The sequence below is a fragment of the Collinsella aerofaciens genome (assembly GCF_015552075.1).
GTDB classification, from domain to species: domain Bacteria; phylum Actinomycetota; class Coriobacteriia; order Coriobacteriales; family Coriobacteriaceae; genus Collinsella; species Collinsella aerofaciens_Y.
Map to the genome: position 1 here is coordinate 1 of NZ_JADNDZ010000021.1, position 14,752 is coordinate 14,752.

Annotated in this window: 11 protein-coding genes; 3 read left to right on the plus strand and 8 right to left on the minus strand. The window is 54.7% G+C overall.

Going from position 1 to position 14,752, the window contains the following annotated elements:
- From I2D41_RS01390 to I2D41_RS01400, 3 genes are all read right to left on the minus strand, one after another.
- On the minus strand, positions 1-998 hold a 998-nt coding region (locus I2D41_RS01390; RefSeq protein WP_267471594.1), incomplete at its 3' end, for a glycoside hydrolase family 25 protein.
- Positions 999-1,261: 263 nt separating this feature from the next.
- Entirely contained in the window at positions 1,262-3,493 is a 2,232-nt protein-coding gene (locus I2D41_RS01395; protein ID WP_195363297.1) for an N-acetylmuramoyl-L-alanine amidase family protein, read from the minus strand.
- 59 nt (positions 3,494-3,552) lie between these two features.
- A complete protein-coding gene (locus I2D41_RS01400; RefSeq protein WP_195363298.1) occupies positions 3,553-4,773 on the minus strand; it encodes a hypothetical protein in 1,221 nt (406 codons plus the stop codon).
- Positions 4,774-5,133: 360 nt separating this feature from the next.
- Here I2D41_RS01400 and I2D41_RS01405 point away from each other — a divergent pair, with 360 nt between their 5' ends.
- Together I2D41_RS01405 and I2D41_RS01410 are read left to right on the plus strand one after the other, a co-directional pair.
- Positions 5,134-5,583 (plus strand): DUF4869 domain-containing protein, encoded by a 450-nt coding sequence (locus I2D41_RS01405; RefSeq protein WP_138112761.1) that lies wholly within the window; start codon positions 5,134-5,136, stop codon positions 5,581-5,583.
- Positions 5,583-6,560 carry a translation initiation factor 2 gene (locus tag I2D41_RS01410; protein WP_195363299.1) on the plus strand — a complete coding sequence of 326 codons (978 nt, stop codon included), beginning with the start codon at positions 5,583-5,585 and terminating at the stop codon, positions 6,558-6,560. Before I2D41_RS01405 ends, I2D41_RS01410 begins: the two co-directional genes overlap by 1 nt.
- Here I2D41_RS01410 and I2D41_RS01415 read toward each other — a convergent pair.
- The 5 genes from I2D41_RS01415 to I2D41_RS01435 form a co-directional block, all read right to left on the minus strand.
- The gene (locus I2D41_RS01415) at positions 6,557-9,043 is read right to left on the minus strand and encodes a glycosyltransferase family 2 protein (RefSeq protein ID WP_195363300.1); all 2,487 of its coding nucleotides are present in this window, start codon (positions 9,041-9,043) and stop codon (positions 6,557-6,559) included. The genes I2D41_RS01410 and I2D41_RS01415 overlap by 4 nt on opposite strands.
- Positions 9,044-10,111: a glycosyltransferase family 2 protein gene (locus I2D41_RS01420; protein WP_195363301.1), complete on the minus strand. Its 1,068-nt coding sequence runs from the start codon at positions 10,109-10,111 to the stop codon at positions 9,044-9,046.
- 12 nt (positions 10,112-10,123) lie between these two features.
- Positions 10,124-11,242 carry a glycosyltransferase family 2 protein gene (locus I2D41_RS01425; protein ID WP_195363302.1) on the minus strand — a complete coding sequence of 373 codons (1,119 nt, stop codon included), beginning with the start codon at positions 11,240-11,242 and terminating at the stop codon, positions 10,124-10,126.
- A gap of 74 nt (positions 11,243-11,316) precedes the next feature.
- A complete protein-coding gene (locus I2D41_RS01430; RefSeq protein ID WP_195363303.1) occupies positions 11,317-12,357 on the minus strand; it encodes a glycosyltransferase family 2 protein in 1,041 nt (346 codons plus the stop codon).
- A 6-nt stretch (positions 12,358-12,363) separates the two neighbouring features.
- Positions 12,364-13,467 (minus strand): glycosyltransferase family 2 protein, encoded by a 1,104-nt coding sequence (locus I2D41_RS01435; protein WP_195363304.1) that lies wholly within the window; start codon positions 13,465-13,467, stop codon positions 12,364-12,366.
- A 256-nt stretch (positions 13,468-13,723) separates the two neighbouring features.
- On the opposite strand from I2D41_RS01435, the gene I2D41_RS01440 reads away from it, so the two are divergent.
- Complete coding sequence (locus I2D41_RS01440) at positions 13,724-14,743, plus strand: glycosyltransferase (protein ID WP_161145066.1); 1,020 nt, start codon at positions 13,724-13,726, stop codon at positions 14,741-14,743.
- The last annotated feature ends 9 nt before the right edge of the window (positions 14,744-14,752 follow it).

Below are 14,752 nucleotides of genomic sequence, written 5' to 3' on the forward strand. Positions count from 1 at the left end.
GTCGCCATCGCGCCGGACGAATTAAACCAGTACAGGGAGCCGTTGCACTCGTGAAGGCCGGTAGCCATGGCACCGCCCACGTCGGGCTCGAGCCAGTACCACGTGCCACTCTGAAACAACCATCCGGTATACGCTTTGCCGTCAGAGGTTGCGTAATACCAAGTGCCCTCTTTTAACTGCCAGTAATAAAGAGAGACATCAACATACGCGTAATTCATATCAACGTTTCCGCTAATACCAGAAACTTTTCCGCGGCTTGTATACTGCCAAAAGCTGTAACTGCCGGTATAGTGACATTGGGAGTTGTATTGAGCAATCCAATGATCCCAAGAACCGCTCTTAAATACAGGGTCGGTCAATATATTGTTAAACCAATTTAGGTTTGCATAAATGCCTGGCTTATATCCAGCACTAGAAATCTTATTACAGAATATCTGAGCTCTAGATGCAATTCCGGATTGACGACCATCTGCAATAATTGTCTTGTCCTCAAGATCGTAATACACCGGTAGCCTAGGATTGTGCCCCGATAGGCAGTCAATCACCATGGACGCCTCATCGGCTGCCTGTTGATTATCAAAAGCATATGAATAGATATAGACGCCGTAAGGAATTCCGAGTCGCTCGCACTCAGAAATATTTCGATTAAATTGATAGTCAACTCGACCGCCCCAAGATGGAGCGCCAAATCCAACACGCAGAATAGCGAAATCGATACCAGAAGCCTTAACAGCATTCCAGTCAATACGTCCTTGATGCTCACTGACATCGATGCCCTGCGCCGTAGCCGCATCGGCAAGAATGTCCATGGACAATAAGGCTATTCCATCTTCTTCGGAAGAAGCATCCTCTGCGACCAATTGCCCATCCTCATAACGCCAGGAATTCTCAACTAGGGACCGCGCAGCTTCCGCGTTCGAGGGGAAAACAAACACAGAAATGGGCGCAAGGACCATCAGCACCAACAATGCCGAAAATAACTTAAGATGTTTGCTCATGTAAACCTCGTCATTCGTTCTTGTTTGCGTTTAGCTTACAGCATGGCTGTGAAAGATTTCCGAACATCCAACTGGACAAGATGCCATCTAGGACGACAAATAGCTGCACGCAATACCACAATGTAAACAAGAACTTCCCAGCAGGGTGAAACCAAGGACTCCTAGTCCCTACTCTTAGCCCCAAAGAATGCCGACATCAGTTAGCTTTCAAACCAGATGTCAAAAAGGTAGGGGACCCAGAGAGTCCCCTACAACGCGGAATTCTAACGAATCAAGATTACTTTCGATGGGCCCAAAGCAGTCAAACCGGAGATGCGATTTCCATAACCATCACTATGCCAGAACAAATTTTCGCTCGGCGAATTGCCCCAGAAAAAGCCAATGTGGCTATCGTCCGCATATGGGTTGTAAGGATCGAAGAACACAATGTCCCCCTTACGAGCCAAACCACTACGTAACAACTCATCAATAGAGTTGAAATAAGTCACGTTCGCACACGTATCGATAGCGTAGCCGTACCAACGATAAGCGTTTACGCAGCCGCCCCTTCCGGGACCTCCACTCCAAGGGGAATGGCTCTGCTCGGCGGCAATGGGAGCTAAATTCCCGCCCGCCTTCATATATGCATGCGATACAAATCCACCACAATTCATGCCCGTATAACCGTCCCAACGCGGATCACCCTTTGGGTACATGCACGTTTCCTGGCTGAGATGCGTGTCGTAGCGTGTTCCACGGTAATAGCCGTCGTTTTCGTGGCTCATAAGCCAATTGACCAAGCTGGACCTATTGACCCCCAAAACAGAACCAGACGTATTCAACCATGCACCACTTGCATTGAAGTAATAGTCAACGCCATCGATTTTCAGCCACCCGTTAGCAAACATGGCACCCGAAGGCTGGAGCCAGTACCACGTACCGCCGTCATTAAGCCATCCAGTTTTCATCTTGAATGTGGAAGGGTCCATCCAATACCACGCACCGTTGACATATTGCCAACCAGACTTAAGGACACCATTGGAAGATGCGTAGTACCAAGTATTGCCACTTTCGTCAGAAGCGTCTTTCGACATAATCCAACCAGACGCCACGTTAACGACACCATTCGCATCCGCATAGAAAACCGCATCTCCAATATGAATCACACCTGGCAATGAAGACGAGTCAGTACGATCAGCGACTACAGGAGATCCATCAGATGAAGTAGGCAACGGCTCGCTCAGTGCTCCAGACGAATTCGCCCATGCCATACCATCGTTCAAGTTGATCCAGCACGAAGATGCCATTGCACCGGAATCATAAGAAAAATAGCGCTTGCTTCCTACCGCAAATTCACCAGTACGCATTGCGCCGGATACATCATCAAGGTAATACCAGGCGCTTCCGGACTTTATCCATCGCCCTCGTTGAATAGCTCCGTTTGATGCGGCGTAATACCAAGTACCATCAGCAAGTGCCCAGCCTGTTGCCATGGCACCTGAGCTCGTAAGGAAATAGGTGGACGAGCCCACTTGCACAAAGCCCGTGAGCATAATATGGCTTCCTGGATCCAGGTAATACCAAGAATTCCCTAGAAGTAACCAACCTCCATGCAGTAAGCCGTTGGAGTCAGCGTAATACCAGTTGTTGTCAATAAGTGCCCACTGGGAGGATAGCATGGCCCCTGAACTGTTAAAGATATAAGAGGTGCCATTGCATTCATTCAGCCCGGTGGCCATAGAACCGTCTGCAGGATCAAGCCGGTACCAACGACCCCCATCCGAGAGCCAGCCCTTTACCAGAGCGCCAGAGCCGGAAAAATAATGCCAGACAGAAGCATCAAGATGCCATCCGATAAGCATTGCACCAGAAGAAGAGAATCCATACGTGGCTCCCCCAATCTGCAGCATCGCATCGTGGACCATCTTGCCCTCATCATCCAGCCAATACCAGTTGCTGCCGTCTGAAAGCCAGCCTTTTACCATGGCGCCAGAACCGGAGAAATAACGCCAAGCAGAAGTGGAGCCCGTAGAATCTAGGTACCAGCCGACACGCATTGCGCCCGAAGAGGAGAAGGCATACGTCGCACCCCCGACTTGAACCAACCCATCCTGAGCCATTCGACCTTCGTCGTCGAACCAGTACCAGCTACCGTCTATATGTCTCCAAGAAGAAACAGCGATTGTTCCGTCGGACAAGCCCCAACGCCAAAAACCAGCCCCTTCTTCGGGTGATATCCACCCCTGATGCCAAATAATTTGATTCGAAACCTCGGAAGGGATCTCATTATCCACCTGAGAGTTCTGCTCGACAGCGAAGGTCGATTCGCGCTGAGCATCAACGCCTGACTCGACAGAAGCAATAGCAACGTTAGATGCGGGACCTTCGTCAGTGTTATTCGAATCAAGGGCGTATAACATCGAGGGCGAACCCAAAAGGAGCCCAAAAGAAATGAGGCCCGAAAAAGCCAGCACTCCGAATGACCATTTCTTCATAACAGCACGGTATCCAATCACGCAGCGGCCCCGTCGCTTCAGGGCAACGGGGCCTCAATCAAAACTAGCTCAGTAATGTGCTAGCCAATTTGCTGGCAGTATTTGCACTCTCGTGAAGCGCCACGCCTCTGGGCCTCCTGAATAGAGATCTGCGAATAGCCCTTTGCGTCCTTACCAACGGTACGGCACTTATGCGTATGGTAAACATCGCTACCGTTCTTATACCAAACTAAACCGTAGCCCGGAATCCACTTGCCGTCCTCGCCGACATAGTAGGAGCCAACCCAGGCATTCGTAGCCATGGCACCGGAAGACTGGAGGTAGTAGTCGCCGACCCAGGCGTCGTGAGCCATAGCGCCGGAACCGCTAAAGTAGTACCAGGCGCCGCCGACCTGACGCCAGCCGGTGGCCATCGCGCCGGAATCGTCGAACCAGTACCAAACTCCACCAACGTTAGCCCAAGAGTTAGAGGCCATAGCGCCCGAACCTCCGAGCCAATACCACGTGCCGCCATTGCTGAGCCAGCCGGTTGCCATGGCGCCCGAACCGCTCGCATAGTACCAAGAGCCGCCTGCCAAGAACCAGCCAGTGGCCATTGCACCGGAGTCGCCGAACCAGTACCAGGAGCCGCCGAGGCTGCGCCAGCTGTTAGCGACCATGGCGCCCGAGCCGTCGAGGTAGAACCACGTACCGCCGATGTTGAGCCAGCCAGTGACCATCGCACCGGAGGCATTAGTGTAGTACCAGGTACCCGAATCGTTGATCCAGCCAGTCAGCATGACCCCAGATTCGTTGAAATAGTACCAAGCCCCGCCGAGATTATGCCAACCGGTCAATAGCTCACCGTCGGAGGTCGCATAGGACCACTTTCCGTAGATGGAGTCGTAGAACCAGCCACTATGCTGCATGCGGCCATCGGCGTTGGCACCAGGGGTGTTCAGGAAGTAGTTCTTGCCGTCAATCTGAACTCGGCCGTATGCCATATCATGGTTTTCGGGATAGAAGTAATACTTGTCCCCACCGATAGACTGCCAGCCCGACACCGCGGTCCCGTCAGCGCCAAAATAGTACCAGACAGCTTCGTATTCGTTATGCCACTGGTTCGTGACCATGGCGCCAGTTTCGGGATCGAAATAGCGAAGGTTGCCGTCCTCGCACCGAACGAGTCCAGTCTTCGGACGACCGTCGGAACACCATTCCGTAATCGGTCCACCGCCTCCGCCACCGCCAGCAATATCAGCAAATGAGGGCGCCGGGGCAACCGTCATGCAGGCAGCAGCAAATGCAACAACTCCCAGCACTGTTAGTCCGTGCCATCTTTCTCGAAGGTTTTTCATACGACATCCTTTTTCCGAGATTTAAGGCTCTCTTAAGTTATTTTTAAACTATCAATTCAGTATTTCAACGGGAAATCGATAAAAGGTGTCTTTGTGACTGCAATTTAAATATGAGTCGCCACACCTCAACCGTTACGCTAAATAGCTTCTAAGGCAAACTTAGCGCATGAGCGAACTGATTAAACGAGTGAACTGAATAATAAAGCAACAAAATACAAACCTTGGTCATCAATCACATCTACCGCGGGCCGATAACGCCCGCCTCATGTGCTGCGATATAATCAATCTCACTAGATGCCAAATCAGCAAGCCGAAGGAGCTGACGTGCTAACAATTCACTATGGTGATATGGAAAACGTTATCTACAACACGTCCGTTTACTTCGATAACGTATATTCGCCCCAGTGGTTTCAAGACTCCTTTGCCCAAAGGGTCATAAAATCCATCGACAAAGGCACCGTGGTAGGCCCCAATGCAATCGATACCAAGATTCTAGGCATCATTCCTCCCGAGAAACTATCCAGCGGCACCAAAACGCTACTGCTTATGTACTTTATGCCGCAGAATATATATAACGCCTCAAATTGCGGTGATAATTGCGCCTACTGGATTCTGAGGATCGCCGCGCAAAAGGATCTAACAATCAATCTCTACCACATAATGGATTTTGGAAACGGCAAATTCACGGTAACCATTGCAAATACGGGCGATATAGTCCACACAATGTTTGACCTTGTCCCCATAGCTGGAAAATGCCTAAGGGAGAACTCCTGATGCGCGGATCATACAAGGTAATTATTCAAAATAACCGGGTTCAGTTTAAACTGACCATCAATAGAAATCTGACCATCATCCAAGGTAACAGTGCTACAGGCAAGACAACTCTGCTTGATATGGTGGCAGCTCACGAAGAGCTTGGGGCACAAAGCGGCGTAACAGTAAGTTGCAAAGTGCCCTGTAAAACAATATCTGGAAAATATTGGCGTAGAGATCTCCAAGAGATTTCCAGCAGTATTGTTTTTATTGATGAGGGCAATACTTTTGTTCGATCAAGAGAATTTGCCCATGAAGCAAAGCGTAGCTCAAACTACTACGTAATTGTCGCCAGAGAGTCACTGCGCCAACTGCCCTATAGCGTTGATGAAATCTACGGTCTTAAGAACACCAACCGAACCACAACGAAGTATCCCGTTTACTCTCGTGTCTACACCTCTACATATCGTATTTACGGTGATACTGATTTTAGAGGCGAGAGGCCCGAGCTTGTCATTGTCGAGGACACAAATTCGGGCTACGAATTCTTCAGTTTGCTATGCAAAAAGAGCAGCATTAAATGCATCAGCGCGGGAGGAAAATCAAATATTTGCAACTGCATTATGGACGCACCGGAAAACGACATCCTCGTGATTGCCGACGGCGCCGCCTTTGGACCAGAAATTGCGGAAGTAGCTGCTCTATTGCGCCGAAAGAACATCAAGCTATTCCTACCGGAATCGTTTGAATGGCTCGTGTTGAAGTCGGGATTATTCAACAGCAAACACATTAAGGACATGCTGCTTAACCCCGCTGAACATATCGAAAGCTCAAAGTTCTTTAGCTGGGAGAGGTTCTTTACTGCAGAACTCATCGAATGCTCACGAGACACACGTTTTCGATATGACAAGAGCTGCATGAACGAGGAGTACTTGAACCCCACCGCCCTTGCAGCTCTTGAGGATACTTTGCCGGAACTTGGCATTACTTCGCACTAAAACGAGAAGTACTCACTGTCGGAGGATAGGTTCGGTCCGAGCCACGGGTCACCATCGAGGAAGAGCTCCGGCCAGCGTTGCATGAACAGAGCTTGCTCGCGTTTCCAGCGGCGCAGCTTTTCCTCGTTAGCCTCTTCCCTGCCGCGCGAGGTGAACTCGTAGTGGTACAGCTCGGCATAGGGCGTAAAGATGGTGCGGTAGCCCGCCTCCCACACGCGCAGGCAAAAGTCTGCGTCGTTAAAGCCGACGGCGAATTCCTCGTTGTAGCCCCCGACCTGCTCAAATACGTCACGTCGCACCATCTGGCAGGCGCCCGTTACGGCGCTAAAGTTGCCCGGACGCACAGCACGGGCAAGATAGCCCTCGCGCTTTGCCGAGAAGTCTTGGTTGGCATGGGCAAGTGCGCCGCGCACACCGACCAAAATGCCAGCGTGCTGCACCAGGTGGTCGGCAAAATAGAGCTTGGCACCCACCACGCCCGCATCGGGACGTTGCAGACAACCCATCATCTCTTCGATAAAGTCGGGGCTAATGACCTCGGTATCGTTGTTGAGCAGCAGCAGGTAGTCGCCCTTGGCGTGCTCCACACCAAAATTGATGATCTGAGAGTAATTAAACTCGCCCGGCCAGTACACAACGCGCGCGATGCCCTTGCCTTCTGATGCTGAAGCCACGCGTTCCGGCAGGGTTTCGTAATACGCAAACGTATCCGGGGCTTCGCTGTTGTTCTCCACCAAGACGATCTCATAGTTGGCATACGTGGCCTTCTGGGCAATCGACATCACACAGGCATCGAGCGTCTCAACGTGGTCCTTGGTGGGAATCACAATGCTCACCAGCGGCGCAGGCTCCGGCAGCGCATAGCGCATGCGATAGACAAACGGCGTCTCGGTCTCCTCGACCGTTCCGCAAATGCCCAGCTCGTTAAAGTGACGCTGCAGCGCAAGGCGTCCGGCTTCAATGGCATACGGCTTGCTATCGGCAGAGCCATCGGCGGTCGACCCCGGATGAACGCGCCAGTGATACAGCACGTGCGCAACATGCTCAAACCGCGCGCCCGCCGCAAGGCAGCGAAGCGTCAGGTCGTAGTCCTGGGCGCCCGCAACGTCTTCTGGGGACATGCCAATACGATCGATAAGCGCCTTCTCCACCATCAGGAAATGCGTCACGCAGTTATGGCTATAGAGCAGGTCAACGTTGAGTTTGGTCTTAAAGACCGGCTGGCCCCACTCCCCCGTTTTCTGGAACATGTCCTCGTCGCAGAACAGGACCTGGGGACGCTCGCCCTCGGCAGCCTTGTTCAGCGCGGAAACATACTGGAATAACGCGTCCGGTTCCAGAATGTCGTCATGGTCCAAGAAGGCGATGTAGTCTCCAGTCGCCTGCTGAATACCAGCGTTGGTGTTGAGCACAATGCCGCCGTTGCCGGGCAGCTCGATGCGACGGACGCGCTCGTCGTGAGCTGCTGCCGCAAGATTGGCCACCGCATCCCATTCGGGCGAGGCGTCCATCAGCAGCAATTCCCAGTTGTCATAGTTCTGGGCAAGCACCGAATCCAGCAACTCGCGCAGGTAGACCCGATCGGTCTTGTAGCACGGCACCACAATGCTCACGAGAGGCCTGTAGGCGAATGCCGCCGCGGCGGCGCACTGGCACGCCAAGTCGCCCGGCTTTGCGCGATGCTGCTCAAACCAACGGCGATAGGCGGCGTCGTCCGCGCGCGCATCCTTCATGCGATTCCAGCTATCGTCGACCATGCCGTTGTACAGGCGGCCATCCATGGCGCAAAAACCGCCCTGGATCTGGCCCGCAGGATCAGTTGCAATCGCGACAAAATCTCGAATGTCCTCGGGCATCTCCACGCTCAGATACGTTTTATTGACGCAGCATCCGTTCTGCTGTGGCACGTCGACCTGCGACTCGAACATATGAACCGTGGCATCGATGACATTCATATGCGTATCGAGTATCTCAAGCTGGGGCGTGCACTGGGAGTCTCCCGACCATGTGACCTCGTAGCGCCACACAGCACCCGAATCGGCCGGAAGATAACGGACGGCATCGATCTCGTAGCGGCCGCAGCGCTCGCCGCGCTGCGCATCGCGGATAAGCGCACACAGCACAGGCTTTGCCTTGTAGTTGATCTTGGATTCCAGCTTAGCCATACGGCTATCGAGGCGAATGGATCCAAGCTTTTGGCCACTGGATGCAAAGTCAATGTCAATCGACGAGCCATCCAAAAACGGAAGCACCAAGACGGCAAGCTCGCGCTCGTAGTCGGCAACCGAAGGACAGATTGCCAGCACGCGGCCATGATCGACCGGGAGTGCCAGCGATGGCACACAAGAACCGCTCGTCGTCGCACGGGCAAAGGACTGAGAACCTCCCTGTTCAATGAGCGCGGCGACATCCTGACCGGCAAAACGAAGCAAAACGAACAGGCGACCCTGACTGCGGCAAAGCGCCAAACGCTTGATACTCATCTACACTTCTCGCTTTCCCAGGGCATTCGCGGCCATGCGCTTGCACGCGCCCAGGCGCCCAAACCTCAAGATGTCGTAATCGAACATGAGCTTTTTGCATGCACGGGCATTGGGGGCCTTGCCGGTAAGCGCCGCGCGCACCATGGCAGCAACAGAAGGTGCACATTGTGCGAGCGCGGCATCGTCACCCACGGTAGAACCGGCAAGCGACGTGGCAACGGCAGCGAACACCTTGCTGCAATTCGCGCCCAGCAACCTGAGCGCGTCATACAGCACCAGATCGCATAGAAAATACGCCAGATCCTCGGCATGCTGTGTATCGAGACCGTCGCGCTGCCAATCAGTCAGCACTGCGGAGTAAATCTTCACATGTTCCAGCAGGCGCGTCTCGTCGTCGTAGCGCATGGTGTCCATGAGCGAGCCCTTGCGCGCCACGCGATAGTCGTACAGCTTGTTCGAGATAAGCGCGGTCTTGTGCGAACGACCGTACACGGCAAAGTCGAAGACCTGGTCCTCGCCATACTTGACGGTTTCGTCGAACAAAATCCCGTTGTTGAGCAAAAACTCGCGCTTGCAGGCGGTGCGCCACGCAAAGGGACGAGACGCTTCCTTAAACAGCAGGTCAGAGCTATAGCCCTCAAACGACACATCGCGCGGGCTCAGCACATAGTTAAGCCACGGATACCCTGCCTCCAGCGGATACGGATTCGCGCCAAAGGTCAAAACGTCGCAGTCCTCGCGCCCAAAGGCATCGACGATCACACGGCATGCATCGGGCGTAAATCGGTCGTCGGAATCCAAAAACGCGACGATAGGCGCCGTGGACGCGGCGATGCCTGCATTACGTGCACTCGACAGGCCACCGTTCTCCTTATCGACCAGCGTAAAGCGCACGTCCTTTTCGCAATAGGCGGCCGCAATATCGCGCGAACCGTCCGGCGAGCCATCGTTGACTAACACGCCTTCCCAATCGGGCATATCCTGCGCGAGTAGGGAGTCCAGGCACCATGCCAGGCACTCCTCCACCTTGTAGATGGGAACGACGACGGAAATCTTAGGGGTAGCCATAATCACGCGCTCCTACCGTGCCGCCGGCACGTCGTCGGGATGCGGGTTATCGCCGTAGGCGCGCTGATACGTCAGCACGCGCCAAACCAGCGGCAGGCCGCCGATCTTAAAGTAGTGCTTAAACGTATTGAGCTTGCCCGGCTTCTTAAAATCAAAGCGTGAATCGATATAGGCACGGGGCGACTTGACCATCAAACGCAGGTCGGTCTCGCCGCGCGGATCGAAGAGCGACAGGTCAAAACGACCGGCATCCCAATCGGCCTTGAGCTCGGGCGATGCCTTCTCCCAAAACTGCTCGCGCAACTCATCGACCAGGCGCTCGTCATTCCAGCGGTACGTATCAACCTTCATGCGCATTAAAATGCCCTGAAGCCGAGCCTTAAGCTCGGGGCGTTCATCCAAAAAGCGCTGCATCTCGGCATATTCGTCGCACACGCAAAACACCTTGTTGGGCGAGTTAACAGAACTCTTCTCGTTATCCTGGCGATAGCACAAAATGGGATCTGCAATAAACGCGGCACGCTCGGCGCATGCCCAGACTTTAAAGTTAAAACCCGCATCCTGATACGAGGCACCCGGCGTGGGAAGGAACCGAATCTGATTGTCGTTAAGGAACGTCCGTCGATAGATGGCCGACCAAATGGAAGGTTTGCGGTAGAAGATCCCCGGACGATCGACGGGGCGATATGCCGCGCCTGTCATGTGCTCGTCAATAATCCCAAACAGCTCACGGCGCTCGCTGGGCGTGGACCAATACAGGTAAAAGTCGCCCTTTACCGCATCGGCATGCTCAGCATCGGCCTTGGCGACCAGCTTTTGGAGCGAATCCTCAAACATAAAGTCGTCGGACTCAAGGATGCCCACGTACTCGCCGCGCGCCATCTCCAGGCCGCGGTTCATCGAGTCGCCATAGCCGCTGTTGGCCTTGTCGATCATCTTTACACGGGGGTCGCGCTCCATGTACTCGCGGATGATATCTGGCGAGCTATCGGTAGAACCGTCGTTGATGCAGATGATCTCGATGTCCTTGAGCGTCTGCGCCACGGCGGAATCGAGGCACTCGCGCAGGTAGCGCTCAACATTGCAGATGGGAACAAGCAGCGAAACTTTAGGGGTATCAGAGTTCTGCAAGAGAACCTCCTGTTGAATAGCGTGTAACAGGGTTATTTTAGCAGCCGAGTTGCGGCGGGCGGCAGCGCTTGGAATTAGATAAAGCGCTCCAGGCAGGCTTTGAGACCGCGAGTCGAAAGATAGAACAGCGTGGCGTCTGCCATCAAAACGCCCGAGGTCGCCGCAACGAGCTTGTGGGCAACACGGCGAACGGCGCCCTTAGCAGGCATATCCGCCCACTCCGTTCCCAAAAACGTCGTGAGGTCCATATTGACGCGAGCCGCCACGCGATGGAAGTCATCGGCATCCAAGCGCGCCAGGTCGAACACAATTAGGTCCAAAAACCGAGTGATCAGCTCGCCGGGGCACAGGTCCAAAAGACCGTAGGCCGCCCAGTCCTCCAAGACCTCCTCGAGCATCCTCATGTGGGCGTCAAGCTTTTTGGCGCGAGCCTCGGCACTGTTGAACTCGTGCGTCGCCGATTCGCTCTCCATCACGTAGTGGTAGAACTTGTCCGGCATGACGACGGTCTTACGGGCAAGCGCATAAGCCGCAAATTGGAAGACGACGTCCTCGCCCAAAGCCAAACCGGGGGCGAAGCGAATGCCTTCGCGATTGAGCAGCTCGCGCGAAAAAGCCGCACGGCAGGCGTAGGGCTGCGCATTCGAATGGAACAGCAGTTGGGGATCACGGGCGCCGAAGGTACCAGCTTTGGGGCTCATGAGTTGCTGGACGCGTTTGGGGGCAGCATCGGCAGGTTCACAGACGCCGCCAAAGACGGCGGCCTCGGCATCCGCAGACTCCATGGCATGCAGCACGCGCTCGACCGTCTGGGAATCGATGTAATCGTCGGCGTCCACAAAAAAGACGGTCTCGCCCTCGGCGACATCGATACCGGCATTTCGAGCACACGAGACACCCGCGTTTTCCTGGTCAATCACCAGTACGCGATCGTCGGCCTGCGCGATCTGGCGCAACACGTTCAACGAATCATCAGTCGAACCGTCGTTGACGCAGACAACCTGAATCGAGCGCTCGGACTGGGCCAACAGCGAATCGAGGCATCGCTGAATGGAGCGCGCAGAGTTGTAAACGGGGACGACAATGGTAGCTTTAGGACACGAGGTCTCTCCCATGCCGACCTACCCCCTCAGCGATTCGATGAGGAAGGCGGCGACCACGCCCGGGCCTCCAACCGAGGCGTAATACTTAGCACGCCCCAAGGCACCATCCATCGCAAAACTCGGATGCTCGTCAACCCAGCCCTCGGGATCTTTGAGGATGGCAGCGAGATTTGCGCGCTTCCACGGTTTGAGGTCGTCAAGCAAAAACTCCCCCGCGTCCAAGGCCGCCTGAAATTCCTTAGCCATCTGAACCAGGAACTCCTTATAGAACTTAGGCGCCAGGCGCACGTAGTTCCACATGTATGAATCGTACTTAATGAGCTGGTTGAACTTGAGCATGCGCGCGACATCGCCGCTTGCGTGGTCGCGGGCATAATCCTCTCGAATCCAACGCTCAATCTCGGCATACTCGGTATTGACGCAAAAGACCTTAGCTGAAGAATTGACCGAGGAATTCTCGTTGTCCTGGCGATACGACAACACGGCATCGTGCAGGTAAATAGCCTTATCGGCGCACGCGATCACCTTAAAGGCGAATGACGTGTCCTGAAAGGATGCCCCCGGAGTCGGCAGGAACGTAATGCCGTTGCGCTCAAGAAAATCGCGACGGTACACGGCCGACCAAATCGACGGCTTTTGCTTAAAGAACTGCGTCGTATCGCTCGGGTGCACTGGCTTGCCACAGTCCTTGGCTTTAAACATCTCGTGCAGCGAACGGCGCTCCTCGGGCTTAGACCAGTAGAAATCAAAGTTCGCCTTCGCAAAGTCGGCATTATTGCTATCGGCGGCCGAGACAAGCTTTTCGAGTGCGTCGGGCGCCATAAAGTCATCGGACTCCAAGATACCAACGTACTTGCCACGCGCCATCTCCAGACCGTGGTTCATCGAGTCGCCGTAGCCGCTGTTGGCCTTGTCGATCATCTTGACGCGCCCATCGCGCTCCATATACTCGCGGATTATCGCCGGCGAGTTGTCGGTCGACCCGTCGTTAATGCAGATGATCTCAATATCCTTGAGCGTCTGCGCCAGGGCGGAATCGAGGCACTCGCGCAGGTAGCGCTGAACATTGTAAATGGGAATAAGCAGCGACAGAACAGGGCTGCCAGAGGCGTTAGTAGACAAATGTGCTCCTTAGGAAATACCTGTCGTTTCATGGTATCAAAGGGTCAGCGCGCCAGCGGGCGTTTATATAATCTATGGAGCCTCTTGCGGGCAAAGCGGCCCCACGTCATGCGGCGGGCCCATGGCAGGTTCCTGCGTTTTATTCAAAGCTTGCCGCCAAGGTGCGCCGAGCCTTTACAATAGGACAGTCCCAAGGACGTATTCGATAGCTTCCGCGCTGCACTCACCCGCCGCGCGTGAAAGGATATATTGCCCCATGCCTTCAACCCTTCCCGCTCCCATCGATAAGCTCGCCATTGTCGTCGTTACGTACAAGCGCCAGGAACTCCTGGCCAACTTGTTCGACTCCATGACCGAGCTTACGGCAGCGCCCTGGCGCATCGTGATCGTCGATAACGAGAATTCGCGTGAGACCGAGGCCATGTGCACCGCATTCAACGAGCGCCTGGCCAACCTGTGGGGCACCGACATCGAACAGCCCGACGCGAAGGGCGGCACCGACCGCGTCATCTACGCACCACAGCTCGAAAACGGCGGCGGTGCAGGTGGCTTCTCCGCCGGCACCAAATGCGCCTACGACCTGGGCGCCCAGTGGTTCTGGGTGATGGACGACGACGTGCTCGTCATCCCCGAAGGCATCGAGCGTCTTGCCAAGTGGACCGACCGCTACGATGTCATCCAGGGTTCGCGCCTGGACTTTGACGGCGGCGCCTTCTTTTGGCAGTACCAGCTCATCCTTTCGCTTGGTATCCCCAACCCCATCGCTAAGTGGGACCTGGGCCCCAAGGGCTACCGCGCCATGAACCAGTTGTGCTTTGAAGGCGGCCTGTTCTCGCGCCGCGTGGTCGACAAGATCGGCCTGCCGGATGCGCGATTCTTCATCTACGGCGACGATGCCTGCTACGGCTACGTGGCCAGCCAGCACTTCCCCGCCGCCGTTGTTGCCGACGTGGTGCTCAAGCGTGCCCGCGCTGTCTCTAACTGGGATATCGCCGGCAAGCGCCAGCTCAACTCTACGAGCGACACCAACCGCTACTACATCATGCGCAACCGCGGTTATCTGGCCCGCTACATGCAGATTTACGGCGACTATCACCCCGCGCTGTTCCGTCTGGGCAACGTCGCGACCTTCTGCAAGGAGTTCATTCGCCTGGCTGCCGTTGACAAGTGCTTTAAGACCGGTATTCCGGCGCTGCGCCGAGGCATGAAGGACGCCCGCAAGATCGTCAAGGATCCCAACTGGAAGCCCATGCCGCCCATGAAGGACACCGAGTAGTAAAGGGCT

What these genes read in the sequence shown, in the direction of transcription:
- I2D41_RS01415 (WP_195363300.1), bottom strand. Translation starts at nt 9,043, where the DNA reads ATGAGTATCAAGCGTTTGGCGCTTTGCCGCAGTCAGGGTCGCCTGTTC.
- I2D41_RS01410 (WP_195363299.1), top strand. Translation starts at nt 5,583, where the DNA reads ATGCGCGGATCATACAAGGTAATTATTCAAAATAACCGGGTTCAGTTT.
- I2D41_RS01420 (WP_195363301.1), bottom strand. Translation starts at nt 10,111, where the DNA reads ATGGCTACCCCTAAGATTTCCGTCGTCGTTCCCATCTACAAGGTGGAG.
- I2D41_RS01440 (WP_161145066.1), top strand. Translation starts at nt 13,724, where the DNA reads ATGCCTTCAACCCTTCCCGCTCCCATCGATAAGCTCGCCATTGTCGTC.
- I2D41_RS01430 (WP_195363303.1), bottom strand. Translation starts at nt 12,357, where the DNA reads ATGGGAGAGACCTCGTGTCCTAAAGCTACCATTGTCGTCCCCGTTTAC.